This window comes from Corynebacterium sp. S5S1 (genome assembly GCF_001913985.1).
Lineage (GTDB): Bacteria > Actinomycetota > Actinomycetes > Mycobacteriales > Mycobacteriaceae > Corynebacterium > Corynebacterium marquesiae.
In genome coordinates this window covers 1-26,903 of sequence record NZ_MKXT01000004.1, presented here as the reverse complement: position 1 = coordinate 26,903, position 26,903 = coordinate 1, and the positions used below count along the sequence as shown (strand labels likewise).

22 protein-coding genes and 1 riboswitch are annotated in these 26,903 nt (G+C 59.0%); of the genes, 13 read left to right on the top strand and 9 right to left on the bottom strand.

The genetic code is table 11. The features are described from left to right. Window positions 1-591: 591 nt before the first annotated feature. From qcrB to ctaC, 6 genes are all read right to left on the bottom strand, one after another. Window positions 592-2,214 carry a cytochrome bc1 complex cytochrome b subunit gene (qcrB, locus tag BKN05_RS02135; protein WP_049377670.1) on the bottom strand — a complete coding sequence of 541 codons (1,623 nt, stop codon included), beginning with the start codon at window positions 2,212-2,214 and terminating at the stop codon, window positions 592-594. Next, entirely contained in the window at window positions 2,214-3,434 is a 1,221-nt protein-coding gene (gene qcrA, locus BKN05_RS02130) for a cytochrome bc1 complex Rieske iron-sulfur subunit (RefSeq protein ID WP_049377671.1), read from the bottom strand. Before qcrA ends, qcrB begins: the two co-directional genes overlap by 1 nt. Next, window positions 3,431-4,318 (bottom strand): cytochrome bc1 complex diheme cytochrome c subunit, encoded by an 888-nt coding sequence (qcrC, locus tag BKN05_RS02125; RefSeq protein WP_284791536.1) that lies wholly within the window; start codon window positions 4,316-4,318, stop codon window positions 3,431-3,433. Before qcrC ends, qcrA begins: the two co-directional genes overlap by 4 nt. A gap of 53 nt (window positions 4,319-4,371) precedes the next feature. Continuing rightward, window positions 4,372-4,983 carry an aa3-type cytochrome oxidase subunit III gene (ctaE, locus tag BKN05_RS02120; RefSeq protein WP_431831072.1) on the bottom strand — a complete coding sequence of 204 codons (612 nt, stop codon included), beginning with the start codon at window positions 4,981-4,983 and terminating at the stop codon, window positions 4,372-4,374. Window positions 4,984-5,529: 546 nt separating this feature from the next. Then, window positions 5,530-5,961 (bottom strand): aa3-type cytochrome oxidase subunit IV, encoded by a 432-nt coding sequence (gene ctaF, locus BKN05_RS02115; protein ID WP_286687835.1) that lies wholly within the window; start codon window positions 5,959-5,961, stop codon window positions 5,530-5,532. A 19-nt stretch (window positions 5,962-5,980) separates the two neighbouring features. After that, window positions 5,981-7,054, bottom strand: a complete 1,074-nt coding sequence (gene ctaC, locus BKN05_RS02110; protein ID WP_005324460.1) for an aa3-type cytochrome oxidase subunit II — start codon at window positions 7,052-7,054, stop codon at window positions 5,981-5,983. Between the two features lie 390 nt (window positions 7,055-7,444). Here ctaC and asnB point away from each other — a divergent pair, with 390 nt between their 5' ends. After that, a complete protein-coding gene (asnB, locus tag BKN05_RS02105) occupies window positions 7,445-9,367 on the top strand; it encodes an asparagine synthase (glutamine-hydrolyzing) (protein WP_286687834.1) in 1,923 nt (640 codons plus the stop codon). 65 nt (window positions 9,368-9,432) lie between these two features. Here asnB and BKN05_RS02100 read toward each other — a convergent pair whose 3' ends face one another. Next, complete coding sequence (locus BKN05_RS02100) at window positions 9,433-9,777, bottom strand: HesB/IscA family protein (RefSeq protein WP_005324455.1); 345 nt, start codon at window positions 9,775-9,777, stop codon at window positions 9,433-9,435. 141 nt (window positions 9,778-9,918) lie between these two features. Between BKN05_RS02100 and BKN05_RS02095 the strand changes: the two genes are divergently transcribed. Continuing rightward, entirely contained in the window at window positions 9,919-10,611 is a 693-nt protein-coding gene (locus BKN05_RS02095) for a DUF3043 domain-containing protein (protein ID WP_250412997.1), read from the top strand. 11 nt (window positions 10,612-10,622) lie between these two features. Continuing rightward, complete coding sequence (locus BKN05_RS02090) at window positions 10,623-11,417, top strand: nicotinate-nucleotide--dimethylbenzimidazole phosphoribosyltransferase (protein WP_286687833.1); 795 nt, start codon at window positions 10,623-10,625, stop codon at window positions 11,415-11,417. Window positions 11,418-11,424: 7 nt separating this feature from the next. On the opposite strand, the gene BKN05_RS02085 is transcribed toward BKN05_RS02090, so the two are convergent. Then, window positions 11,425-12,522 (bottom strand): branched-chain amino acid aminotransferase, encoded by a 1,098-nt coding sequence (locus tag BKN05_RS02085; protein WP_396334657.1) that lies wholly within the window; start codon window positions 12,520-12,522, stop codon window positions 11,425-11,427. Window positions 12,523-12,625: 103 nt separating this feature from the next. On the opposite strand from BKN05_RS02085, the gene BKN05_RS02080 reads away from it, so the two are divergent. The 3 genes from BKN05_RS02080 to thiC all read left to right on the top strand — a co-directional run bounded on the left by BKN05_RS02080 (window position 12,626) and on the right by thiC (window position 16,895). Next, the gene (locus tag BKN05_RS02080) at window positions 12,626-14,113 is read left to right on the top strand and encodes a leucyl aminopeptidase (protein ID WP_286687831.1); all 1,488 of its coding nucleotides are present in this window, start codon (window positions 12,626-12,628) and stop codon (window positions 14,111-14,113) included. Window positions 14,114-14,151: 38 nt separating this feature from the next. Beyond that, window positions 14,152-14,688, top strand: a complete 537-nt coding sequence (locus tag BKN05_RS02075; protein ID WP_286687830.1) for an isochorismatase family protein — start codon at window positions 14,152-14,154, stop codon at window positions 14,686-14,688. Between the two features lie 316 nt (window positions 14,689-15,004). Further along, window positions 15,005-15,115, top strand: a riboswitch (TPP riboswitch). Continuing rightward, a complete protein-coding gene (gene thiC / locus BKN05_RS02070; protein WP_286687829.1) occupies window positions 15,114-16,895 on the top strand; it encodes a phosphomethylpyrimidine synthase ThiC in 1,782 nt (593 codons plus the stop codon). (Overlaps the previous riboswitch by 2 nt.) Here the strand turns inward: thiC and BKN05_RS02065 are convergent. After that, complete coding sequence (locus tag BKN05_RS02065) at window positions 16,887-17,297, bottom strand: oxidoreductase (RefSeq protein ID WP_286687828.1); 411 nt, start codon at window positions 17,295-17,297, stop codon at window positions 16,887-16,889. The two genes, thiC and BKN05_RS02065, sit on opposite strands and share 9 nt — an antisense overlap. Window positions 17,298-17,422: 125 nt before the next feature. Here BKN05_RS02065 and sucB point away from each other — a divergent pair, with 125 nt between their 5' ends. From sucB to BKN05_RS02030, 7 genes are all read left to right on the top strand, one after another. Then, a complete protein-coding gene (sucB, locus tag BKN05_RS02060) occupies window positions 17,423-19,114 on the top strand; it encodes a 2-oxoglutarate dehydrogenase, E2 component, dihydrolipoamide succinyltransferase (RefSeq protein ID WP_286687827.1) in 1,692 nt (563 codons plus the stop codon). Window positions 19,115-19,407: 293 nt separating this feature from the next. Further along, entirely contained in the window at window positions 19,408-22,251 is a 2,844-nt protein-coding gene (gcvP, locus tag BKN05_RS02055; protein ID WP_286687826.1) for an aminomethyl-transferring glycine dehydrogenase, read from the top strand. Window positions 22,252-22,253: 2 nt separating this feature from the next. Then, entirely contained in the window at window positions 22,254-23,366 is a 1,113-nt protein-coding gene (gcvT, locus tag BKN05_RS02050) for a glycine cleavage system aminomethyltransferase GcvT (RefSeq protein ID WP_286687825.1), read from the top strand. A 36-nt stretch (window positions 23,367-23,402) separates the two neighbouring features. Next, window positions 23,403-23,795, top strand: a complete 393-nt coding sequence (gcvH, locus tag BKN05_RS02045) for a glycine cleavage system protein GcvH (protein WP_005324433.1) — start codon at window positions 23,403-23,405, stop codon at window positions 23,793-23,795. A gap of 80 nt (window positions 23,796-23,875) precedes the next feature. Next, on the top strand, window positions 23,876-24,679 hold the full coding sequence (gene lipB, locus BKN05_RS02040; protein ID WP_286687824.1) for a lipoyl(octanoyl) transferase LipB: 804 nt from the start codon (window positions 23,876-23,878) through the stop codon (window positions 24,677-24,679). 127 nt (window positions 24,680-24,806) lie between these two features. Beyond that, complete coding sequence (gene lipA / locus BKN05_RS02035; protein WP_286687879.1) at window positions 24,807-25,871, top strand: lipoyl synthase; 1,065 nt, start codon at window positions 24,807-24,809, stop codon at window positions 25,869-25,871. Window positions 25,872-25,952: 81 nt separating this feature from the next. Then, on the top strand, window positions 25,953-26,738 hold the full coding sequence (locus BKN05_RS02030; RefSeq protein ID WP_225746687.1) for a DUF4191 domain-containing protein: 786 nt from the start codon (window positions 25,953-25,955) through the stop codon (window positions 26,736-26,738). Window positions 26,739-26,903: the final 165 nt, after the last annotated feature.

Sequence of the window (26,903 nt, the reverse complement as noted above, 5' to 3'; positions counted from 1 at the left end):
TCGCCCGACAAAGGTGCACCCTCGCTAGGAAAAACCTCAACAATTAAGAGAATTCTAAATTGTGACTTTCAACACTAGAGTATTTTAGCGGCCCCTTCTCCCCCACCAATTCACTCCTTTTACCGCACGCCTAGAAACTAGCTTTCATCCCAACCACGCCCCGCTTCGGCACCCTTCCTTATGGTGGTTCTAGCTAAACCGCTTTCCGACGCCCCCTAAGTCGCTCAATCGACGAGTGCAGCGTGCTTCCAGGCAATAAAACCTTTCGGGCATTCACACCTCCCTGAGCCCACGCACTAGGCCCCTTGGTGCTGTAAAGCACGAGCAAACCACTAACCACCGACAATACGCGCACCAGACCGCGCACTAAACCGACTGCACAACAAGCTTCAGCAGCAGTTCTTCAGATCCTTCAAGATTCATAAAGACTGACAGACACGCAACGGATTTTTTCAACAGCTCTTGGAGCAGCCAGAAAAATAAGGACTAGGTTCGGAATCAATCCGTATATACGCAAGACCCGCCCGGACTCCTTCAACAGGAGCAGGGCGGGTCTGTGAGCGCGTTTCGAGTAATCCTCAGGAAAAGCGGTTAGATGCGGCCGTTTTCCTCGTCCTCACGGCGGTTAGCCTCATTGAGGCGGCGGAACATCTCCGCTTCCTCGTCGCGGTTATCCGAGTGAATTTCGTGAACTCGGTGCATGAGTGCCGAATCATCAGGGCTGAAGGTGCCCTGCGTCTCGGAATCAGCGAGTCCGAGGTGGTTCAGCTGCTTCGGTACCTGAGCGCCTGCGTACTCGAGCGGAACCGGGTGGCCTTCGGCATCAACTGGGCCGAGCGGCTGGTGAACCTCAATGAAGGCACCATTCGGCATCTGCTTGATAACGCCGGTTTCAATACCGTGCTCCAGTACCTCGCGGTCGGAGCGCTGCAGACCAACGCAAATGCGGTAGGTCATGAAGTACGCAATCGGAGGTAGCACGATGAGGCCGATACGACCAACCCAGGTCATAGCGTTCAGCGAAATCTGGAAGAAGTGTGCCACGTGGTCGTTACCACCGGACAGGGTAACCAGCAGGAAGAACACGATGGCAGCCGCGCCGATAGCGGAGCGGGTAGGAACATCGCGCGGACGCTGCAGCAGGTTGTGGTGTGCATCGTCACCGGTGAACTTCTTCTCCAAGAACGGGTACGCCATAAGTAGGACAACCATGAGACCACACAGCAAAGCTACCCAGAACGCGGAAGGAATGGTGTAGTTGCCGATGTACAGCTCCCATGCCGGCATGACACGGGCAACACCATCAGTCCACAGCATGTAGATATCTGGCTGGGAACCAGCGGAAACCTGGGATGGGTTATAAGGTCCAAGCGTCCAGATGGCGTTGATGGTTAGCAGACCAGACATCAGCGCCAGTACGCCAGCCACCATCATGCCCATACCAATAGCCTTGGTGGCGAAGACCGGCATAATGCGGACGCCAACCACGTTATTCTCTGCACGGCCCGGTCCAGGGAACTGGGTGTGCTTCTGGAACCAAACCATAATCAGGTGGGCTGCAATCAGGCCAAGGATGATGCCCGGAATAACCAGAACGTGCAGGATGTAGAAACGATCCAGCATCAGGTCAGACGGGAAGTCACCGCTAAAGATTGCCCAGTGCAGCCAGGTGCCGATAATCGGCAGGCCCAGGATAATGGCGGACATGATTCGCAGACCAACACCGGAAAGCAGGTCATCCGGCAGGGAGTAACCAAGGAAGCCCTCGATCATGCCCAGTAGGATAAGTGCGCAACCGATAATCCAGTTTGCTTCACGCGGACGACGGAATGCGCCGGTGAAGAAGATACGCAGCATGTGCGCAACCATGGACATCATGAACAGCAGAGCTGCCCAGTGGTGCATTTGGCGCACGAACAAGCCACCACGAACTTCAAAGGAGATATCCAGCGCGGTGGCGTATGCGCGGGACATTTCTACACCATTAAGCGGTGCGTAGGTGCCGTCGTAAATGACCTTGGTGATGGACGGGTCGAAGAACAGCGCCAGGTAGATACCGGTCAGTACAAGAATGATGAAGCTGTATAGCGCCATCTCACCAAGCATGAAGGACCAGTGGGTCGGGAAGACCTTGTTCAGCTGAGTCCTCAGCACGCCGGCGGCGCTATAGCGCTCATCCATATTGTTGCCCATTTGGGCGAGTTTATTGCTCATTATGACTTACGCTCCCAGAATGCCGGGCCGACAGGCTCAATGAAGTTGCCCTGTGCTACGAGGTAGCCCTCGTCATCCACCGTGATAGGCAGCTGTGGCAGTGCACGAGCAGCAGGACCGAAGACCGGCTTTCCGTACTGCAAAGCGTCGAACTGCGACTGGTGGCACGGGCACAGGATTCGGTTGGTCTGAGCCTCGTACAGAGAGGTCGGGCAACCGATGTGGGTACAGATCTTGGAGTAGGCGTAGTAATCGCCGTGGTGGAAGTCTTCTTGACCTTCGCGCTCGATTGCCTTCTGGGCGTCGTTGTGACGCAGGCGAATCAGCATGACCGCATTGCGGTTGCCGTGAATCGAGTGCATGTGGTGCTCGTAGACATCGCGCTCGGCATCGTACTTGTCGCCATCGTTGACGTCTTCTTCTGCCAGCGGGAAGACGGTTTCCATACCGCCTGCCGCCAGGTCCTCCGGGCGCACACGAACTAGGCGGGTTACGCCCTTGGTGCTGTAGTGCTCACCAGTTTCACCAGAGTGCTTCTCGGCGATAGTACCGGTGTCGCGGGCCAAGTAGAGCTTGACGCCTTCGTCGTGCAGGGTCCAACCGGAGGTCCACAGGGTGCCGTCGCCGGCGTAGTTCATGTTGTGGCGAACCTTCCAAGGGTTCTTAATTGCGCCGCCGAGCGGAGCAATCACGGTAAGACCGAACAGAACGCCGGCGCCGCCCAACAGACCCTGAACGGTCTTGCGGCGACCCAGGGTCGAGGTCTTCCAAGAATCGTTCAGAAGGGCGGTCAGGGTACGGCGGTCAACCTCTTCGGAGGGACCGTCGTGGCGACGCTGAACGGAAATCTCCTCTGGGAGAATCTTCTTAACGTACTGAACGATGGCGATGCCCAAGCCGCAAATTGCGAGGGCTGCAGTAATACCCAGCAGAGGGGTGTAGAGAGTGTGCCAAATGTGGCCCTCCTCCCCTAGCTGCTTGTACTGCCACGGCCAGAACAGATAAACGCCGAGGAACCCGAGGCCGCCGATGACGGACAGGAACAACCAGATAGCAACGTTACGTCCAGCGCGCTTTTCAGCCGGGTCACCTTCGACTGGGAATCGCTCCTTGCGGAACGCAACGGTGACGTCGTCGAGCTCGGTACCAAGAGCAGCGAGTTCATCGTTGCTCATCTTGTCGAGCTCAGCGTTAGTGTAATTCTTCTTCACATTGCTCATGAGCGCGATCCAATCCACATAGCGGCAGCGCACAGGGCGCTAATGCCGATAATCCACATTGCCAGGCCTTCCGCTACTGGGCCGAGAGCACCAAGGTCCCAACCTGCTGGGGAAGGAGTTTCCTTTGCAGACTTGAGGTAAGCAATGATGTCCTTCTTCTCATCTGCGGTCAGCTGGCGGTCAGAGAACTTAGGCATGTTCTGCGGGCCGGTCAGCATTGCCTGGTAGATTTCCTGCTCGCTTGCCGGAGCGAGCTCCGGCGCGAACTTACCGGAGGACAGCGCGCCGCCTTGGCCGGTGAAGTTGTGGCAGGAGGCGCAGTTCATGCGGAAGAGCTCGGAGCCCTTCGCTACGTCTTCCGCCTGGATTTCGCCATTGTAGTTAGCACCACGCAGGGATTCCTGGGCAACGCTTCCGTCGTCGTTGTAGACAATGTCAGGGCCGCCACCGTTGGCTGCAACATATGCAGCCAAGGCCAGAGTCTGCTGCTCGGTGTAGCGGGGAGCCTTGCGCTCTGCCTGTGCGTCGTTAGACATCATCGGCATACGGCCGGAGTGCACCTGGAAGTACACGGAACCAGCACCGATACCAACGAGGGACGGACCACGACCTTCGATGCCCTGCAGATTGGCACCGTGGCAGGTGATACAAGCGGTGTCATAGATGTCCTTACCCTCTTGGACGAGGGCTTGGTCATCTTTTTCCGCCGTGGCGACCTGTGCGTCCGGGGTCAAGGCAGAAGCCAGGACGCCCGCACCGGACAGGCCAATCGCCAAAGCGAAGCCACCGGCAAGGGTGCGCTTCGCCTTGCGGCGACGGCGGGTCTTCTTAGCCGCCGCAGTGGTCTGCTCCACTGCCACGGACTGCGAATTGTTATCCATCATTTTCCTTTAGATAACTCGAACACGGGAGGACTGTTTGGGGATCTTGGCCAGTGCTACTGGACCAAGTAAATAACGGTGAAAACGCCGATCCACACAACGTCAACGAAGTGCCAGTAGTAGGACACTGCCATTGCTGCGGTCGCCTGTGCCGGCGTGAACTTGGACTTAGCAACGCGCGCGAGAATGATTGCAAAAGAAATCAAACCCGCGGTCACGTGCGCAGCGTGGAAGCCGGTGATGATGTAGAACACCGAGCCAAAGACGCTGGCCTGGATAGTCACACCTGCGTGAATCAACTCGGTCCACTCGAACGCCATGATGCCCAGGAACACAACGCCCAGTACTAGCGTCACGGTGTACCAGAGTCGAAGCTTGTAAACGTCACCCCTTTCTGCGGCAAACACACCGAACTGCGAGGTCACAGAAGAAGAAATCAGCACTGCCGTAATGAGGAAACCCATGGGCAGGTTGATATGAGCGGTGTGCTCCGCCCAATCGCCTTCCTGACCGTTTGCTCGCGAGGTAAACCACATCGCGAACAGTCCGGCAAAGAACATCAATTCCTGAGACAGGAACACGATGGTGCCCACACTGACCATATTGGGTCGGTTCAGTGAGGCAGCACGTGGTGCTGTCATACCTTGGTTAGAAACTACGCTCGTCACAGTGGCTATTATGGCTGTTCCGAGCGCTGAAGTCACCTCGATTCCCCCCGTTATCTCTATTCGTTTTTGATGCTTTATCCAGTAAACGTTCAGCGCGAATACGTGAAAAACTTTATTTTTCCAATCGGGAACTTTTCGCCCTGCTTTACGACGCCCCATTGATGCAGGTGACGCCACACGTCGGGCCCCGCCCTGAATTTCCGAATTGTCCCAGACGCCCGACGTCCCCGCTTATCGATACACCAATCCGTGCGCCAGGCCCCGTTGTTTCGAGAGATAAATCACATTTCACGAACCCCCTAAACGGCCAGCTTTACAACTTTCGAACGACCCCCGCAAAAAGCTACTCCTACGTGGCAGAATGCCGAAGAAACGCTATCGCGTACATGCGGAATAGTCAGTTACCCCTCCCCCACCGGTAAATCTTTTTGGAACTTTCGGGAACTTTCTGACGGCGCGAACGACGCTGGATCGCCAAAGCCCTCCTAGCCATGATGGCTAGGAGGGCGGAGAAGTTTTAGGCAGGGATTCCTTTACATCGAGGAATTAGTGTTTTTCCTTCGGTAGGCCGTACTGCAGGGACAGGCCGGTGCAGGCCGCGATGAGGCAGACAGCGCCGAGGGCAATCAGCCAGAAGTAAAGGAAGATGACACCCAAGCCAAGGATGCCGATTGCACCGGCCATGGCCAGCGGCCAGATGGAGCTTGGGGAGAAGAAGCCCAAGATACCGGTAGCATCTTCGGTTTCCGCTTCTTCCCAATCTTCTGGCAGGACGTCACTACGGTCATCAGTGAAGTGGAGGTAGGCACCTAGCATCATGCACAGCAGGAAGGCGAGGAACATTCCCACGATGCCGACCCACTCGGCACCGTAGAGGTAGCCGTCATCCTTAACGAAGGTGACGCCGAAGATGTAGACAATCAGCGAGACAAGAAGGTACGTCGCGATTGAGTAAAAGACTTTCGATGTTGCACGCATTGTGTTGTGTCCTTATCTCTTATGCCGCGGTGTTCACGTAGTTGTCGCCCTTAGCGGTATCACGCTCACCGGAGAACGGGTGGGTGGTTACCGCATATGGGTCCTGGCCGATTTCTTCCAGAGCTTCCGCGTTGGTGGCTTCTGGGTTGTCCTCGCGGAACTTCAGGTAGGTGTTGAAGTCCTCCGGAGAGACAACGCGGATTTCAAAGTTCATCATCGAGTGGTAGGTACCGCACATCTCAGCACAACGGCCAACGAATGCGCCCTGCTTCTCAATCTTTTCTACCTGGAAGCTACGCTCCTGAGCGTTTGCCTCAGGGTGTGCGTAGACGTCACGCTTGAACAAGAACTCCGGTACCCAGAATGCGTGGGACACGTCGCCCGAAGCGAGACGGAATTCAATCGCGGTATCGGAAGGAAGAACCAGAACCGGAACCTCTTCGGTGGTACCGACGGTCTCAATCTTATTGTAGTTCAGGTAGGAAAGATCGCCCATGGACTTGCCGTGGATTGGGTTCGGGTTGTCCACACCTTCAGGGTCGTGAGCGGTCTTCTCTGCCTCAGCCTGACGCTCCTTATCGGCACCGTCGTAGTTCTCACCATTGACATGGTTCTCGGCATAACCGAACTTCCAGTTCCACTGGAACGCGGTGACGTCGACGACAACCTTCGGATCCTTATCCAAGGCGGTAACCTTCTGCTGAGTCTGAACAGTGAAGAAGAACAAGCCCATGATGATAAGGATCGGGACGATGGTCAGAACCATCTCCAGCGGAACGTTGTACTGAATCTGGCGCGGGAACTCGCCCTTGCCGTCCTTCTTTGCCTTCTTCGCGCTCCAGCGGAAGATTGCAGTGAGGAACAGGCCCCACATAATAAAACCAACGATCCATGCGGCAACCCAGACCCAAATCCAGAAGTTGTACATGGCCTCCGCCTCAGGGGTAATGCCCTTCGGCCAACCGAATCCCAGGAGGTTCTCTACAGCAGTTGGCGCCTGAACGTCACAACCTGCCAGAGCGAGTCCACCCAGGGCAAGTGCGCCAGCTACGCCCGCCTTACGGGCAAAGGTGCGCTTATTACGCTGTCCCACGTGTGTTCTGCCTTTCTGTCCACACAAAACTTCTCGAATACTCACAGAGCACTCTTACCCAATCAGAATAGAGGATAATTGCCAGATTCCCAGCCTGTTTAAAGGCACAAAAGGGCACCTAGTGCGCTCATTTCATATTCCCTTTCCGGTAGGTTACCGCCCCACCTGCACAATGTTCCAACCGCACCCCCAGTAGCCATAGACTGCGTGTGTGACAATTCACAGGGACATCGTGGAACCATCATCCGAAAGTTCGCACCCCTATCGGGGAAGCTAATTCCAAGGCAGTCGGCAGGTTTCCTTAAGCCGTGGCGTGTTCTGGTTTCACGCTCTCTAGCCGTAAAGTGGGTGACTAGCAATAGACGCTTATATATAAGGAGCAATCTTTACATGTGCGGACTTCTTGGCATGCTCGCCGCCACAGGCAACGTAGATAAGTACGTTGACGCGCTGGAACGTTCCCTGCCCTGCATGCGCCACCGCGGCCCAGATGCGGCCGGCACGTGGCATGACGGCGATGCCGCGTTCGGCTTCAATCGTCTGTCCATTATCGACCTGGAGCATTCCCACCAGCCCCTCCGCTGGGGTCCGGAGGACCAACCCGACCGCTACGCCATGACGTTTAACGGCGAAATCTACAACTACGTAGAGCTACGCGAGGAGCTCAAAGGCCTCGGCTACACCTTCCACACCGAGGGTGATGGCGAGCCCATCGTGGTGGGCTACCACCACTGGGGCAAGGACGTAGTCAACCACCTGCGCGGCATGTTTGGCATCGTCATCTGGGATACCCACACCAAGACGATGTTTGCTGCTCGTGACCAATTTGGCATCAAGCCACTGTATTACGCCACCACCCCAGCAGGAACCGTCTTCGCTTCCGAAATGAAGTGCATCCTTGAAATGGCAGACGAGATTGGTCTAGAGCTCAACCTTGACCGACGCGCCATTGAGCACTACGTCGACCTGCAGTACGTCCCGGAGCCAGAATCCCTCCACGCGAATATTCGCCGCGTTGAATCCGGCTGCACTGTCACTCTTCGCCCGGGCGAAGATGTCGTCTCCGAGCGCTACTTCAAGCCCCGTTTCCCTGTGCAACAGGTAAAGCAAGGCGAAGAGCAGCAGCTATTTAACCGCATTGCAGAGGCGCTGGAAGATTCCGTCGCTAAGCACATGCGTGCCGACGTCACCGTGGGTTCCTTCCTATCTGGCGGCATTGACTCCACCGCTATTGCCACCCTGGCCAAGCGCCACAACCCAGATCTACTGACCTTTACCACCGGCTTCGAGCGCGAGGGCTATTCTGAGGTCGATGTCGCGGCAGAGTCCGCGGAAGCTATTGGTGTAGAGCACATCGTCAAGATTGTTTCCCCTGAAGAATACGCCGAGTCCATCCCGAAGATCATGTGGTACCTGGACAATCCGGTGGCTGATCCCTCGCTGGTCCCGCTGTACTTTGTGGCGCAGGAGGCCCGCAAACACGTCAAGGTAGTTCTTTCCGGCGAGGGCGCAGACGAGCTCTTTGGCGGCTACACCATCTACAAGGAACCACTGTCCCTTGCCCCGTTTGAAAGGATCCCGTCCCCACTGCGCCGCGGTCTGGGCAAGCTCTCCCAGGTTCTGCCCGAGGGCATGAAGGGCAAGTCGCTGCTTAATCGCGGCTCGATGACGATGGAAGAGCGCTACTACGGCAACGCTCGTTCCTTTAACTTTGAGCAGATGCAGCGCGTTATCCCGTGGGCAAAGCGCGAATGGGACCACCGCGAGGTTACCGCTCCCATCTACGCCCAGTCCGAGGATTTTGATCCGGTTGCCCGCATGCAGCACTTGGATCTATTCACTTGGATGCGCGGTGACATCTTGGTCAAGGCCGATAAGATCAATATGGCCAACTCGCTGGAGCTGCGCGTGCCATTCTTGGACAAGGAAGTCTTCAAGGTTGCCGAGTCCATCCCTTATGACCTGAAGATCTCGCACGGCACCACCAAATACGCCCTGCGCAAGGCCATGGAGCAGATCGTCCCGGCGCATGTTCTGCACCGCAAGAAGCTGGGTTTCCCAGTACCGATGCGCCACTGGCTGGCCGGCGATGAGCTTTATGGCTGGGCCCAGGACACCATCAATGAATCCCAGACCGAGGACATCTTCAATAAGAAGGAAGTTCTCGAGATGCTCAAGGAGCACCGAGATGGCGTTTCCGATCACTCCCGCCGCTTGTGGACCGTGCTGTCCTTTATGATCTGGCACGGCATCTTTGTGGAAAGGCGCATCGATCCGCAGATCGAGCAGCGCGACTACCCAGTCAAGCTCTAAGAGCCTTCCACACACATAAAGAGGGTGGGTGCCAGTGGCACCCACCCTCTTTTCTGTCCTTCTATTTAGTTGAAGGAATCGCCACAAGCGCAAGAGCCAGTGGCATTCGGGTTATCAATGGTGAAACCCTGGGACTCGATGGTGTCAGCGAAGTCAATCTTGGCACCGGTCAGGTAGGGAACGGACATCTTGTCCACAACGAGGTTTACGCCGCCTACCTGGTCAACCTTGTCACCATCCAAGGTGCGGTCATCAAAGTAGAGCTGGTAGCGCAAGCCAGCGCAGCCACCAGGCTGGACGGCAATGCGCAGGGAGAGATCGTCGCGGCCTTCCTGATCAAGCAGCGCCTTTGCCTTTGCGGCTGCTGCTTCAGTCAGAATGACGCCGGTTGCGGAAGCTGGAGCGGTCATCACTTCTCCTCAATAAGTATTGGATTCGTTGCCACTACCCTACCCGGTTAGTTCAGGTGGGAAAAGGTAGCCCATCCCTTCAACACCATCTGGGCCGGGCCTATTCCCCTATTCACACCTAAACCTTGTAGTGTGAGGAGCGTGAAACTCCCGTGGCAAAAAGATGACAAGACCTCCACTGAGCCTGCTCCTGTTCAAGCCAAGGCTCAGGCCGAAGTTCAGGAAGAGCCCCAGCGCAAGGGCTATACCCCACCGAAGGGTCGTCCTACACCAAAGCGCTCAGAGCAAGAGATTGCGCGCGGCGTAAAGCGCGATCCCCATGGTATGTCCGATGCGCAGCGCTACCAGCACCGCAAGGACATGAAGAAGTCCATGAGCAAGGACGAGTGGAAGGAATATAAGAAAAAGGAGCGCCAGGAGCGCCAGCAGGCAAACCGCGAGCAGCAGGCCCGCATGGCAGAAGGCGATCCGCGCTTCCTGCCCGCTCGCGACCAGGGTGAAGTGCGCGCCTATGTGCGCGATTGGGTGGATGCCCGCCGCAGCCTGAGCAACTGGGTCATGCCGATGGCCTTGGTGCTCATCGTGGTCATGTTCTTGACCTACGCGGTACCCAGCATTGCAACAATCATCAACGCGGTAGCGATGGTTATCCTCGTGATCTTCGCCATCGAGGGCGTCATTTTGGCCCGCCGCTGCAATAATGCCGTGCGCGCCAAGTTCCCTGGCACGACCGAAGCCGGCTTTAGCCTTGGTTTTTATGCGTATTCTCGCGCCAGCCAGCCGCGCAAGTGGCGCATCCCGCGCCCCCGCGTGGAGCTCGGCGCTGACGTTTAGGGGGACTACTCATGGCCATTCCGCAGCCCGATAAGCAGGCACATACCGCACAGGACGCACAGCTCGCCCCTTGGGGGCGCCTGACCGACGCCGCTCAATGGCTGGCTGCTTGCCAAGGCGCGGCACCTGCCCACGAGCCGCAGCGCGTGCGCGCCGTAATTTTCGCGGATCAAGAGACCTCGCTTTCGGCCGCTGAGACCGCCGCGCGTCGAGCCGAGGCCGGGCTGAATGTAGTCACCGTGACGGATTATTCCCAGGCCTACAGCCTTGGAGCCGCAACAGCGGATGCGGAAATTGATGCCGGGGCTGACCTACTCATTCCCGGCGGCGAAGAGCTCGCCCGAGTTCCGGCCGTGGTAATGGCAACGATGACGCAGACGGAGCCGGTAGTGATCGTCGGCAAGCAGCGCAGCGTGGAAGACTGGAAGCGCGAGGTTTGCGCTATCCGGGACGCCATGTTCCGCGCCCGCAACCTCGAAGGCATGGAGCTGGTTGAATCGTGCCAGTCCACCGTACTAGCAGCCACGGTGGGGTTCATTACCCGGGCCGCGGAGCGCCGTACGCCCCTGCTTATCGACGCCCCCTTGACCGCCACCGCCGCGCTCCTTGCCGAGCGCGATAATCCCGGTGTGAAAGACTGGCTCTTCGCCACCTCCCTATCCACTGCCCCTGCGCACAAGTTGGCACTGGAAAAGCTAGGGCTCCACCCCCTGCTTAAGCTGGGAATGGAGCCACAACCTGCGCTCGGCGCCCTCGCGGCGCTGCCACTGCTGCTCACCGGAGTGGAGATCGCCGCGGACGCCTAAGCGGGGGTTACTTCACTAGGGTATGGAGCCAACCGTGGGTATCCTCCACTGCGCCGCGCTGGATTCCGGTGAGGCGCTCGCGCAGGGCCATGGTGATCTCCCCCGCTTCATTGCCATTGACCTGGAAGTCGGCAGAGTCTCCCAACACGTGACCCACCGGCGTAATAACCGCGGCAGTGCCACAAGCAAAGGCCTCTGACATCGCGCCGGATTCGGCATCGCGCTGCCACTCTTCGGTGGTAATGCGGCGCTCGGTGACCTTGTAGCCCACATCCTGTGCTACCTGCAATAGGGATTCGCGGGTAATGCCGGGCAGCAAGGAGCCCGATAGTTCTGGTGTAACAATCTCCGCGCTATCACCAGAGCCATACACAAACATCAGGTTCATTCCGCCCATCTCCTCGATGTAGCGGCGCTCAATGGCATCCAACCAGACAACCTGGTCACACCCCTTTTCATCTGCCTGGGCCTGCGCCAAGAGCGAGCCTGCATAGTTGCCCGCAAACTTGGCCGCGCCGGTGCCGCCAGGGGCTGCGCGCACGTAGTCAGTGGATAGCCACACCGAAACCGGCTTGATTCCGCCGCTGAAGTAGGAACCCGCTGGGGAGGCAATGAGCACGTAGCGGTAGGAATTGGCCGGGTGAACTCCCAAGGAGACTTCGGTGGAGATCATAAAGGGGCGCAGGTACAGCGCTTCTTCCCCGCCGGCTTCTGGTACCCAGTCCTGATCCACCTCAACCAATTGGCGCAGGGACTCAATAAACTCCTCCTGCGGAAGCTCCGGCATAGCCAGGCGCTCAGCGGAGTTGATTAAGCGCTGCGCATTGTGGTCCGGCCGGAAAGTAGCGATAGAACCATCCGGCTGTCGGTAAGCCTTGATGCCTTCAAAGATCGCCTGGCCATAATGGAATACGTTGCTGGCCGGGTCCATACTCATCGGACCGTACGGGCGCACCTGAGCATTGTGCCACCCCTTTTCTTCGGTCCAGTCAATGGTGACCATGTGGTCTGTAAAGTGCTTGCCAAAGCCGGGGTTGGCGAGGATGTCGCTCAAGTCTTCCGCGGACGTGGGGTTATCGGTACGAGTAATCGTGTAATCAAGCATGCCCACAATCTACCCCTTTATCTATAGCGAGGCAGGAATAAGTTCATCGCCGAGCGGTACAGTGGAGGGAAGATTGATAAGCCTTTCCATAAAGGAGGAGACAATGGCACAGTCCGATCTACCAGCACGCGGCCACTTTCCCCAGGTAAAGCTGGGAAAGAAGGTTCCTAAGAAGGCGGAAGCTCTACTTATCGCCGCTTTCGAGGGCGAAGGCGGCCTCGAGCTGCCAGGCACCGATCTGCTTGGGGGTGTGGCGCTGCGCTCCACCTATGAAGCACTGGTGGCCGTAGGGGCCTCTGGCAAGGCCGGTGAGGTCACGCGCGTGCCGGCTCCGGCCAAGGCGGGCGTGGCCTCCATCATCGCCGTTGGCTTGGGCGATGCGGAAGAAGTAGACGATGAGACGCTGCGCCGCGCTGCGGGCCAGGCCGCACGTTCCATCACCAAGGTGGGGGCCGTAGCCACCTCGCTAGGCGATTTTGGCGTCGCCCCAGTGGTAGAAGGCCTCATCCTCGGCGGCTATAAGTACTCTGGCCTGCGCTCTGAGTCGGCCGCGGAGACCACCACTTACACCGTGGTGGCGGAGAAGTCCGCACAAGAGGAATTCGACAGCGCCAAGATTACCGCCGAATCCGTCCTCATCGCCCGCGACCTAGTCAATACCCCTTCCAATCTGCTCTATCCAGAAACCTACGCGGCGTTCCTGTCTGCCCAAGCGGCAGAGGCCGGCCTTGAGGTAGAGGTCTTGGATGAAAAGGCACTGGAAAAGCAGGGCTTTGGCGGCATCATGGCCGTCGGCCGTGGGTCCGCACGTCCGCCGCGCTTGGTGCGCTTGAGCTGGAAGCCGAAGAAGGCCAAGCGCCACGTCGCCCTAGTAGGCAAGGGCATTACCTTTGATACCGGCGGTATTTCCCTGAAGCCGGGCGCCAAGATGTGGGACATGATTTCTGACATGGGCGGTTCCGCTGCCATGGCCGCAGCCATCATCGCTGCGGCAAAGCTGAACCTCAAGGTGGGCATCACCGCTACCCTGCCACTGGCGGAAAACATGCCGGGCAGCGATGCCACCCGCCCGGGTGACGTCATCACCCACTACGGCGGCATTACCTCCGAGGTTCTCAACACTGACGCGGAGGGCCGCCTCGTGCTTGCCGACGCCATTGCGCGCGCCAGCGAAGACAACCCCGATTACCTCATCGAAACCGCTACCTTGACCGGCGCCCAGATGGTCGCCCTGGGTGAGCGCACCGCCGGCGTGATGGGCTCGGAAGAATTCCGCGATCGCATGGCCGAGATTGGCCGCGAGGTGGGCGAGAAGGCATGGGCCATGCCTTTGCTAGAGGAACACGAGGAATCCGTGAAGTCCGCCAGCGCCGATATCCGCAATATCAACGCCAAGCGTGAGGGCGGCATGGAATACGCCGGCACCTACCTCCAGCACTTCGTGGGCGAGGGAATCGAATGGGCTCATATCGACGTGGCAGGCCCTTCCTTCAACACCACGGGCGCTTATGGATACACCCCAAAGATGGGCACCGGCGTGCCCACCCGCACGGTGGTTGCCGCCTTGCGCGAGATTGCTGAATTAAAGTAGCACCACAACAGGCTTAGTGCGTTTAGAATCCTAGAAGCATGAAGCCTGCTTTAATCATCGTTGACGTGCAACATGACTTCTGCCCCGGCGGCGCCTTAGGCACCGAGCGGGGCAACGAGGTCGCTGTAAAAATCGCTACCCTGCAACGGGATTACGAAACCGTCGTAGCCACGCAGGATTGGCACATCGATCCGGGTTCTCACTTTTCTACGGACCCGGATTTTGTCGATTCTTGGCCGGTGCACTGCGTAGCCGAGTCCCATGGGGCAGCCATGCATGAGGCCATCGGGCCGGCGCAAGCCTACTTCCGCAAGGGCGAATACACCGCCGCCTATTCCGGATTCGAGGGCGCTGCGAACGGCACCTTGCTCGCTGACTGGTTGCGCGAGCGCCACATAGACGCCGTGGATATCGTGGGCATTGCCACCGATCACTGCGTGCGCGCCACGGCCGCCGACGCCCTCAGGGAGGGCTTTGCCGTCCGCGTATTGCGTGAATATTGCTCCCCAGTGGACGAAGCCCGCGGCGAGGCCGCGTTGCAAGAGTTGGCCGCCGCCGGCGCCACCATCTGCTAAACACATGAAAACGCCTACGGCCCTCGAACCGAATCTGGTCCGAGGGCCGCTGGCGTCTCTCTACAAGGTGTTTCCATGTATCGGCTAATGCAGCCGCCCTCTGGAAACAGGAGGGGTTCTCTCTATCTCTCTCGCATGCGCTCTCTCAAACGCATGAATTAAGTATGGAATGCCGATATTGGATCCGGGTGTCAGGTACCTGAAAGTTTCCTGTTGAATTGTGCCACCAAGGCTCCTACTACCTCACCTCGACAAATACGTCTCCACCCAAATGGCGAAAGCTCTGCGCTATGCGAGACGATTGTTATAGGGTGATCTGCGTCCCCACGGGTGCCCGAGCACGGGCTGAGAGTGCGCTAAAGCTGCGCATAGACCGTTCGAACCTGTTTGGTTAATACCTACGAAGGAAGAGAGGAGCGCTTGCCATGACGGCTGCCCCAGAAAACCACCCTAAGCATTCCTATTCCCCCATTCACCACGACGGTCTAGAAGTTCCAGAGACCGAAATCCAACTGGATGATTCCCCACAAGGCCCCAATGAGCCCTTCCGCGTCTACCGCACGCGTGGGCCAGAATGCGCACCTGAAGTGGGGCTACCGGCCCTGCGCAGCGAGTGGATTAGCGAGCGCGGAGATACCAAAGAGTACGCCGGTCGCGGCCGCGAGCTGGCTGACGATGGACGTGCCGCACAGCGCCGCGGGGCGTCTTCCCAAGAGTGGAAAGGCTCTAAGCGCCCGCCGCTTAAGGCTCAGCCCGGGCGCCGCGTAACTCAAATGCACTACGCTCGCCAAGGAATCATCACCCGCGAAATGGAATTCGTAGCACTGCGTGAGCACTGCGATCCGGAATTCGTTCGCGCTGAGGTAGCTCGCGGCCGCGCCATTATCCCTAATAATGTCAACCACCCCGAGTCTGAGCCCATGATCATTGGGCGAAAATTTCTCACCAAAATCAACGCCAATATTGGTAACTCCGCGGTTACCTCCTCCATCGAGGAAGAAGTTTCCAAACTGCGCTGGGCTACCCAGTGGGGCGCGGACACCGTAATGGATCTTTCCACTGGTGACGATATCCACACCACCCGCGAGTGGATTCTGCGCAATTCCCCAGTTCCCATTGGCACCGTGCCTATTTACCAAGCATTGGAAAAGGTCAATGGCGTGGCAGAGGATCTGACCTGGGAAATCTTCCGCGATACCGTCATCGAGCAATGCGAACAGGGTGTGGACTATATGACCGTTCACGCCGGTGTGCTCTTGGCGTATGTACCGCTAGCAAGCAATCGCGTGACCGGCATTGTCAGCCGCGGTGGCTCCATCATGGCGGGATGGTGCCTTGCTCACCACAAAGAGTCATTTCTGTACGAGCACTTCGATGAGCTGTGCGAGATTTTCGCTCAATACGATGTTGCATTTTCGCTTGGCGACGGCCTGCGCCCCGGCAGCCTTGCCGATGCCAACGACGCCGCCCAATTTGCAGAGCTAAAGACTATCGGCGAGCTTACCCGCCGCGCCTGGGAGTATGACGTCCAAGTCATGGTGGAAGGCCCCGGACACGTGCCTCTCAACATGATTCAAGAAAACAACGAACTCGAACAGGACTGGGCTTCAGATGCCCCCTTCTATACCCTCGGCCCTCTAGTTACCGATATCGCCCCTGGCTATGATCACATCACTTCCGCCATCGGTGCCGCCCATATCGCAATGGGTGGTACAGCCATGTTGTGCTATGTCACGCCGAAGGAGCACTTGGGACTGCCCAACCGCGATGATGTAAAAACTGGCGTCATTACCTATAAGATTGCGGCGCATTCAGCGGACGTGGCCAAGGGACATCCAGGCGCCCGCGCTTGGGACGATGCCATGAGCAAGGCCCGCTTTGAATTTCGCTGGAATGACCAATTTGCGCTCTCCCTCGACCCAGAGACCGCGCAGGCCTATCACGATGAAACGTTGCCTGCTGAGCCAGCAAAGACCGCACACTTTTGTTCCATGTGTGGGCCGAAGTTCTGCTCCATGCGCATTAGCCAAGACATCCGCGAGATGTTCGGCGGGCAAATGGCCGAGCTGGGCATGCCGACGCTGGGCGACCAGGTCCGCGCGGCAGCCCACGGCTCAGCACCAGAGGAAGGTATGCAGGAAAAATCCGCCGAATTCCGCCGCAACGGGTCTCAAATTTATTTACGCGAGGATGCTGACCTAGCTTAGCTCTCGCCCTGTATCGGGATTTTCGCCGCGCTCAAATCGGGCGCGGCGTTGCCTTTGCTCTTCCCTCTTGCGCAAGATGCGCTGCCTTTCCATGCGTTCACGCATGCGCTGCGGATAGCCGGTTTCTTCCACGTCATAAATATCGCAGCTCAATAATTTAGCCACCGCATCGATGCCCTTTGGTCCGCCGATTCGACGGCGAATGAACTCGCCGCTTTCATCAACCACAACTACGGACATCTCATTGACTACAGTTTCCGGTTCTACAAAGGCCTCTACATATACCTTTCCGGCGGCCCATTGTTGCAGATCCTGCGCGTCTTCCGGGCGGATGGTCTCCCCCGGTCCGCGGGGTGGTCGCAGCGACGATCTGGACTTATTGCGGCGGAAAGGGTTGAACATAATTCCCTAGCTTACCCGGAAGGAGGGTAGTTACTAACCCCACATCTGCACGAGGGTGAGCATCACGCTGTAAGATTGTCGGGTAGCGATAGAACACTTCCAACTTTCGAGGAGTCTTATAACTCATGGCGAACTCCGTTGAGATGCCCGAGCTGGGCGAATCCGTAACCGAAGGCACCATCACGCAGTGGCTGAAGTCCGTAGGCGACACCGTCGAGGTAGACGAACCATTGCTCGAGGTCTCCACCGATAAGGTCGATACCGAAATCCCTTCCCCCGTAGCCGGCACCATTATTGAAATTAAGGCTGACGAGGATGACACCATCGAGGTTGGCGAGGTCATCGCCATCATCGGTGACGAGGATGAGGCAGGCTCCGCATCCAACGACTCCTCCGCTGATAAGGGCGAGGAAGAAGCAGAAGAAAAGAAGGAAGAGCCAAAGGCTGACTCCTCCAACAGCGGCTCCGGCGACGCAGCCGACGTGGAAATGCCAGAACTCGGCGAATCCGTCACCGAAGGCACCATCACCCAGTGGCTGAAGTCCGTAGGCGACACCGTCGAGGTAGACGAGCCACTGCTCGAGGTCTCCACCGATAAGGTCGACACCGAAATTCCTTCCCCAGTAGCAGGCACCCTGGTAGAAATCCTCGCCGACGAGGACGACACCATCGAGGTCGGCGAAGTCATCGCCCGCATCGGCGACGAAAACGCCACCGCATCCTCCTCCGAGGCCAAGCCAGAGCCACAGGAAGAAAAGAAGGAAGAGCCCAAGGCCGAAGCAAAGGAAGACAAGAAGCCAGAACCGAAGGCTGAGGAAAAGAAGGAATCCAAGCAGGATTCCTCCCTGAACACCTCTGCCAAGGTCAATAACGGCGACAACGTTCCTTATGTCACCCCACTGGTACGCAAGCTGGCTGAAAAGCACGGCGTAGACCTCAACACCGTTGAGGGCACCGGCGTGGGCGGCCGCATCCGCAAGCAGGACGTGCTCGCCGCTGCTGGTGAGGGCGATGCACCTGCCAAGTCTGGCGCACAGTCTGATAACTCTCCTCGCGCTCGTTGGTCCACCAAGTCCGTGGATCCGGCCAAGCAGGAGCTCATCGGCACCACCCAGAAGGTCAACCGCATCCGCGAAATCACCGCCGCCAAGATGGTCGAGGCACTGCAGATTTCCGCGCAGCTTACCCACGTCCAGGAAGTCGACATGACTGCCATCTGGGATATGCGCAAGAAGAACAAGCAGGCGTTCATCGACAAGCACGGTGCCAACCTGTCCTTCCTGCCATTCATCGTGAAGGCTACCGCCGAGGCTCTGGTCTCCCACCCGAACGTCAATGCGTCTTATAACCCAGAGACCAAGGAGATGACCTACCACTCGGACGTCAACATCGCTATCGCCGTTGACACCCCGAAAGGCCTGCTCACCCCGGTTATCCACAAGGCGCAGGACATGACCCTGCCGCAGATCGCTCAGCAGATTGCAGAGCTGGCTGATAAGGCCCGCAATAACAAGCTGAAGCCGAACGATCTCACCGGTGCTACCTTCACCGTGACCAACATCGGTTCCGAGGGCGCCATGCTCGATACCCCGATCTTGGTTCCGCCACAGGCCGGCATCCTGGGCACCGCGGCTATCGAAAAGCGCCCAGTCGTTGTCAACGAGAACGGCCAGGACGCCATCGCCATCCGCCAGATGTGCTACCTGCCATTCACCTACGATCACCAGGTAGTTGACGGTGCGGACGCAGGCCGCTTCATCACCACCATCAAGGATCGCCTGCAGACCGCAGACTTCCAGGCAGACCTCGAAGTCTAAAGGTTCTATCGCCGCTTGAAGCCTCTTAGCCCCACTGCGGGGCTAAGAGGCTTCAGCTATGTCTGGGGTGCCAAGTGGGGGTGGCGGATCCGAAAACGGCGGACTAATCCATCCCTTTTTATTCGAGGTGTTGAGGGTGCCTTGCCCCTAAGCCCATGGTGAGCGCACTGGGTGCAGTTCTATACAGTGACGCGCTGCATAAAAGTTTCCAAAGCGGGATCGGCTCACCCATTGTTAAACATATAATTGGGGCGGTTACAGCCACTGTCCCCCTATTAAGGAGTCTCACTGACATGGAATTCATCTCCCGCCACCTAGGGCCGGATTCTGCGGAGCAGGCCACCATGCTTGCGAAGGTAGGCTACGACAGCGTGGACGCGCTGGTCGATGCCGCCATTCCGTCAAAGATCCGCGCCGCAGAACTGCCTCAGCTTCCTGAGGCGCTCTCGGAAGATGAGGCGCAGGCTACATTGCGGGAGTACGCCAACCAGAACACCGTGCTGAAGTCCTTCTACGGACAAGGCTTTTCTGACACCCTCACCCCCGCGGTCATCCGCCGCGGTTTATTGGAAGACGCGGGATGGTACACCGCCTATACCCCGTATCAGCCAGAGATCTCCCAGGGTCGTCTTGAAGCGCTGTTGAACTTCCAGACCATGATTGAGTCCCTGACCGGTCTGCCCATCGCCAATGCATCCTTGCTGGATGAGGCCTCCGCCACCGCGGAAGCCGTGGGACTTATGTCCCGCGCGGTAAAGAAGGGTCGCCGCGTGGTGCTGGATTCTCGCCTGCACCCGCAGGTGCTTACCGTCGCCGCGGAGCGCGCCCGCGCGATTGACCTCGAGGTAGAAATCGTAGACCTGCGCGAAGGCCTCGTGGGCGAGGACCTCATCGGCGCAGTAATCGCCTACACCGGTACCGAGGGCGACATCTTTGACCCCTCCACCATCATCGAGGAGCTGCACACCCGCGGCGCTTTGGCCACCGTGGCCACCGACCCGCTTTCGCTGCTCCTGCTGGAGGCACCTGGCTCGCTGGGCGCCGATATTGTGCTCGGTTCTTCCCAGCGCTTTGGCGTTCCGCTCTTCTTCGGCGGCCCGCACGCTGCCTACATGGCAGTCACGGAAAAGCTCAAGCGCCAGATGCCTGGCCGCATCGTGGGCGTGTCCAAGGACGCGGATGGTCGCCCCGCTTACCGCCTAGCACTGCAGACCCGCGAGCAGCACATTCGCCGTGAACGCGCTACCTCTAATATCTGTACTGCGCAGGCACTACTGGCCAATGTCGCCTCCATGTACGCCGTCTACCACGGCCCGCAAGGCCTCAAGGCCATTGCCCAGCGCGTCCACGCGCTCGCTTCCTCCTTTGCGCAGGCCGTCAAGGATGCCGGAAAGCAACTCGTGTCCGAGGACTTCTTCGATACCGTGACCGTCGCCGGCGTAGACGCCGCCACCATCAAGACTGACCTCCAAAAGGAGGGCTACCTCGTGCGCACCATCGGCGAGGACAAGGTATCGGTGTCCTTTGGTGAGTCGGCAACCAAGGAGGACGTCGCCAAGCTCGCCCAAGCCTTCGGCGCCAATGCCGCTGAGGCCGACTTTGCCCTGCCGGAGAACCTGCAGCGTGGCGAGGAGCCACTCCAGCACGAAATCTTCAATCGCATCCACTCCGAGACCCAGATGCTGCGCTACCTGCGCAAGCTGGCCGATAAGGACCTGGCGCTCGACCGCACCATGATCCCGCTGGGCTCCTGCACCATGAAGCTCAACCCCACCGCCGCCATGGAGCCGATTTCCTGGCCGGAGTTTGCAGGCATCCACCCCTACGCACCAGAGGAAACGACCGCCGGTTGGCGCGCCTTGGTAGAAGAGATTGAGGGCTGGCTGGCCGAGGTCACTGGTTATGCCAAGGTCTCCATCCAGCCCAATGCCGGCTCCCAGGGCGAGCTGGCGGGTCTTTTGGCCATCCGCCGCTACCACGTAGCCAATGGCGGTAACGAGCGCGATGTAGTGCTCATCCCAGCTTCCGCGCACGGTACCAATGCGGCTTCGGCAACGCTGGCTAACCTGCGCGTTGTTGTGGTCAAGACCGCCGAGGACGGCTCTATTGACCTGGCGGATTTGGATGAGAAGATTGCCAAGCACGGCAACCACATCGCCGGCATCATGGTGACCTACCCGTCCACTCACGGTGTCTTTGATCCGGAGGTCCGCGACGTATGCGATAAGGTCCACGCTGTGGGCGGCCAGGTCTACATCGACGGTGCGAATATGAACGCGCTGACCGGCTGGGCCCGCCCCGGCCAGTTCGGCGGCGATGTTTCCCACCTCAACCTGCACAAGACCTTTACTATTCCGCATGGCGGTGGTGGCCCGGGCGTGGGTCCGGTCGCCGTGGCCGAGCACCTCATCCCCTTCCTGCCCACCAACGCCGCGGATCCGCAGCTGGATGCCACCACCGCTACCCCGGTAGGTCAGGGCGTACCAATTACCAATACCAAGTATGGCTCGGCGGGTGTGCTGCCAATTTCCTGGGCGTACCTTGCTATGACCGGTGCGCAGGGACTGGCCCAGGCCTCCGCCCACGCGATTTTGGGCGCGAACTACCTGGCCAAGTCCTTGGAAGATTCCTTCCCTGTGCTCTACACCGGCAACGCTGGCTTGGTTGCGCACGAATGCATCCTGGATCTGCGCGCGCTTACCGACGCCTCCGGGGTCACCGCAGCCGACGTAGCCAAGCGCCTCGTGGACTTTGGTTTCCATGCCCCGACCCTCGCCTTCCCGGTGGCCGGAACCCTCATGGTCGAACCCACCGAGTCGGAAGACCTGGGCGAGCTGGACCGCTTCATTGAGGCTATGCGCACCATCCGCGCGGAGATCCAAGAGATCATCGACGGCGAGGTTTCCTACGAAGGCTCCGTTATCCACCACGCACCATTTACCGCGGAGTCCGTCGGTGCCGATGCGTGGGAGTTCGCCTTCAGCCGCGAAAAGGCAGCGTGGCCCGTGAAATCCCTGCGCCACAGCTACAAGTACTTCCCGCCGGTGCGCCGCATCGACGAGGCCTACGGCGACCGCAACCTGGTCTGTAGCTGCCCACCACCAGAAGCTTTCGACATCGACGATTCTGAGGAGTAACCATGACTGAACTACTCACCTCCCCGCTTCATGCCGAGCACGAAAAGCTCGGCGCCACTTTCACGGCCTTCGGCCCGTGGAACATGCCCTTGAAGTACCAGAACGAGCTGGATGAGCACCGCGCGGTGCGCAGCACCGCTGGCCTCTTTGACCTCTCCCACATGGGCGAAATCTGGGTCAACGGCGCCGACGCCGGCAAGTTCTTGTCCTACGCCTTCATCTCCAACTTCGAGCCCCTCAAAGTGGGCAAGGCCAAGTACTCCATGATTACCGCCGAAGACGGCGGCATCATCGATGACCTTATTACCTACCGCTTTGAAGAGGATAAATTCCTCGTCGTCCCGAACGCCGGCAACGCCGATACCGTATGGGACGAGCTCAACAAGCGCGCCGAGGACTTCGATGTGACCCTGAAGAACGAGTCCCGTGACGTCGCGATGATCGCCGTCCAGGGCCCTAAGGCCGCAGAAATCCTCGTCCCGCTGGTAGAAGACAATAAGCAGGACGAGGTATATAACCTCGGCTACTACGCTGCCACCATGGGCAAGGTAGCGCGCACCTTCGCCATTATCGCGCGCACCGGCTACACCGGTGAGGATGGCTTCGAGCTCATCGTGTATAACTCCGATGCCCCACAGCTGTGGGAAGAACTGCTCAAGGCCGGTGCGGAATACGACCTCAAGCCGTGCGGCCTTGCCGCCCGCGATTCCCTGCGCCTCGAGGCCGGCATGCCGCTCTACGGCAACGAGCTCTCTCGCGATATCACCCCAGTAGAGGCGGGCATGGCGCGTGCCTTTGCCAAGAAGGAGGCCGATTTCGTCGGCGCCGAGGTCATCCGCCAGCGCGCCGCCGAAGGCCCACAGGTAGCGATCACCGGTCTCACCTCCACGCAGCGCCGCGCCGCGCGCGCCGGAGCCGAAGTATTCGTGGGAGACAAGAAGGTCGGAACCGTCACCTCCGGCCAGCCTTCCCCCACCCTGGGACACCCAGTGGCCATCGCGCTGCTGGAAACCAGCGCTGAACTCGAGCCCGGCGCCGAAGTCGAGGTAGAGATCCGCGGCAAGCGCTATCCTTTTGAAGTAGCCGCGTTGCCGTTCTACAAGCGCGATAAGTAAACACTTTCTCAACCAGCCCGAAAGGACTACATCACCATGGCTACCCTTCCACAAGATTTCTCCTACTCCGAAGACCACGAGTGGGTCAACGCCACCGCTGACGCCGTCGCTGGCGCTACCGTGCGCATCGGCATTACCTCCGTCGCTGCCGATCGCCTGGGCGAGGTTGTCTTTGCCGAGCTACCGGAGGTGGGCGATACCGTCACCGCCGGCGAGTCCTGCGGCGAAGTCGAATCCACCAAGTCCGTCTCTGACCTCTACTCCCCTGTCACCGGCACCGTCAAGGCCGTCAACGAGGCTGTGCACGATGACTACGCCGTCATCAACAACGACCCGTTTGGTGAGGGCTGGCTCTTCGAGGTCGAGGTAGATGAGGCAGGCGAGCTCATGGATGCCGCCGCCTACGCATCCGCTAACGGCCTGGACTAATTCAGCCCCACGCGGGAGGGTGTGCCACGCGCATCCTCCCGCTTTGCTTTGCCCGCCGCACCAGAGGAAACTTTGAGGCTATGACTGCACCACGCGATCCTTTCTTCCCCGCCGAGCGCTCCATCCGCGCCTCCGATAAGCCACTAGAGGTCCGTTTCTTGGGCCGGATGGACTACCAAGAGGCGTGGGATTACCAGGCCGAGGTAGCGGCCGCCCGCGCCAAGGGCGAGCAGGGCGACGTGGTGCTCGTGGTTGAGCACCCCAATATCTATACCGCCGGCAAGCGCACCCAGCCAGAGGATATGCCGGATAATGGCCTGCCCGTTATCACCGTGGACCGCGGCGGGCGCATTACCTGGCATGGCGAGGGCCAGTTGGTCATCTACCCCATTATCAAGCTGGCAGAGCCTGTCGACGTCGTCGACTATGTCCGCCGCTTGGAGGAAGCCACCATCCAGACCGTGCGACAGATGGGAGTGACCACCGCAGGGCGCATCGACGGCCGCTCGGGTGTTTGGGTACCCTCCACCACCCAGGCCAAGGATCCGGCTGCCCCGAAGCGCGACCGCAAAATTGCCGCGCTGGGCATCCGCATTACCCGCGGGGTGACCATGCACGGCTTGGCGCTCAATTGCTGCAATACGCTGGAATACTACGACCACATCGTGGCCTGCGGCATCGACGACGCCGACGTGACCACTCTGTCCTTAGAACTGGGCCACCAAGTCAGCCTCGAGGACGCCACCCAGCCGCTGTTGCAAGCGCTGGACGACGCCCTCTCGGGCCGCCTCATCGTCGCCGACCACACCTTCGGCTCAGCCCCGGATCCCACGAAGCTGGCCAATGAAAGGGCACGGGAGAGGCGTCGGCAAGCGCGGGACTAGCCCTCGTTCGGGGCTGGCGCGGAATAGGATGTGACCCTGGCGACTTATACCTAGAAGAGCTATTAGCCATCACCACCATCAACCGATAAAGTGAGTTTTTGTGACTGTAAAGCCTGAAGGACGCAAGATGCTCCGCATTGAAAAGAAGAATGCGGAGTCACCCATCGAACAAAAGCCACGCTGGATTCGCAACCAGGTCCGCACCGGCCCGGGCTACGAGGACATGAAGTCCCGCGTGACCGGCGCTTCCCTGCACACCGTGTGCCAAGAGGCAGGCTGCCCGAATATCCACGAGTGCTGGGAATCCCGCGAGGCTACGTTCCTTATCGGTGGCGATAAGTGCACCCGCCGCTGCGACTTCTGCGATATTGCCACCGGCAAGCCGGAAGAACTCGACCGCGACGAGCCGCGCCGCGTGGCCGAAAATATCCGGGAAATGGACCTTAACTACACCACCATTACCGGCGTTACCCGCGACGATCTTCCGGATGAGGGCGCATGGCTCTACGCGGAGGTCGTGCGCAAGATTCACGAGCTTAACCCGCATACCGGCGTGGAAAACCTCACCCCGGATTTCTCCGGCAAGCCGGACCTTTTGGAAGAGGTCTTTGAGGCCAAGCCGGAGGTCTTTGCCCACAACCTGGAAACCGTGCCGCGCATCTTTAAGCGCATCCGCCCGGCCTTCCGCTACGAGCGCTCCCTGGACGTTATCCGCCAGGCCCACGACTATGGCCTGATTACCAAGTCCAACCTGATTTTGGGCATGGGCGAGACCGAGGATGAGGTCGAGGAAGCATTGCGTGACCTGCGCTCTGCTGGCTGCGATATCATCACCATCACCCAGTACCTGCGCCCCGGCCCGCGCTTCCACCCGATTGAGCGCTGGGTGCGCCCAGAGGAGTTCGTCGCCCACTCCAAGCTAGCCAAGGAGCTCGGCTTCGGCGGCGTCATGTCTGGCCCGCTGGTGCGCTCGTCCTACCGCGCCGGCCGCCTCTACGTGCAGGCCATGGAAAAGCGCGGCTTCGAGCTGCCAGAAAACCTCAAGCACCTGGCCGAGACCTCCCAGGGTGCCACTGCCCAAGAGGCCTCCACCCTGCTGGAGAAGTACGGCCCCTCGGAAGAGACTCCAGTGACCACCCGCATGGCCAAGACCCCGGCTAATGCGAATTCGGCGGCGGCCACCATCCGCTAAACCGAACGTTTTCATAACGGCCTGCGCTTTTCGCGTGGGCCGTTTTAACATTTATGCCCGTTGACCTTTAAAGTAGGAGCCATGGCGAAAGATGACAAGGCAGCACTAAAGGCTGCAAAGAAGCAAGAACGCGCGGCCAAGCGCCAGCAGCGTAAGCAAACCTGGTCCCAAATGTGGCAAGCATTCAATATGCAGCGCAAGCAGGATAAGGCGCTTATCCCCATCATGCTGGGTGCCTTCCTGGGCATGGGCTTGCTCTTCTTCCTCATTGGCCTGCTTTTTGGCGGCGAGTGGTTCATGCTCATCCTCGGTTTGGGCATTGGCGCGTTGCTCGCCATGTTCCTCTTTACCCGCCGCCTTGAGCGCGATATGTACAAGCGCGTAGAAGACCAGCCGGGCGCTGCCGGCTGGGCGCTGGAGCAGCAGCTGCGCAATACCGTGGGTATCGTGTGGTCCGTAAAGACCGGTGTGGCCGCTACCCGCCAGCAGGATCTTATCCACCGCGTCATCGGCAACGCCGGCGTCATCTTCGTGTGCGAGGGCAATAAGAACCGTGTCCGCCCCACCTTGAACCAGCTGAAGAAGCGTGTAGACAAGATCGCCGGCGGCGTTCCCATCTACGAAATCTTCGTGGGCAACGGCGAGGACGAGGTTCCCGTATCCAAGCTGCGCAATAAGGTCATGAAGCTGCCACGCAACTTCAATAAGAACGAAACCTACGACAACATCCGCCGCATCGAGGCCATGGACTCCATGCCGGGTACCACCCCGGGTATGCCTAAGGGCCCGATGCCCCACCAGGCGCAGAACATGGCCGGCATGAACCGCCGCATGCGCCGCGCCCAGCAGCGCAAGAAGAATAAATAAACGCTAAAGCTAATCCCTGCTACACCGTCTACGGCGTAGCAGGGATTTTCTTATGCCTTTGAAAGCCTTGAGTTCAGAGGGTCGTTGCAACACTTTCCCTTAGGAGGGTGTTGTTGTGTCTGAGATTATTGGCCCGTTTCATTCGTTGTCTGAATCGGATCGTCG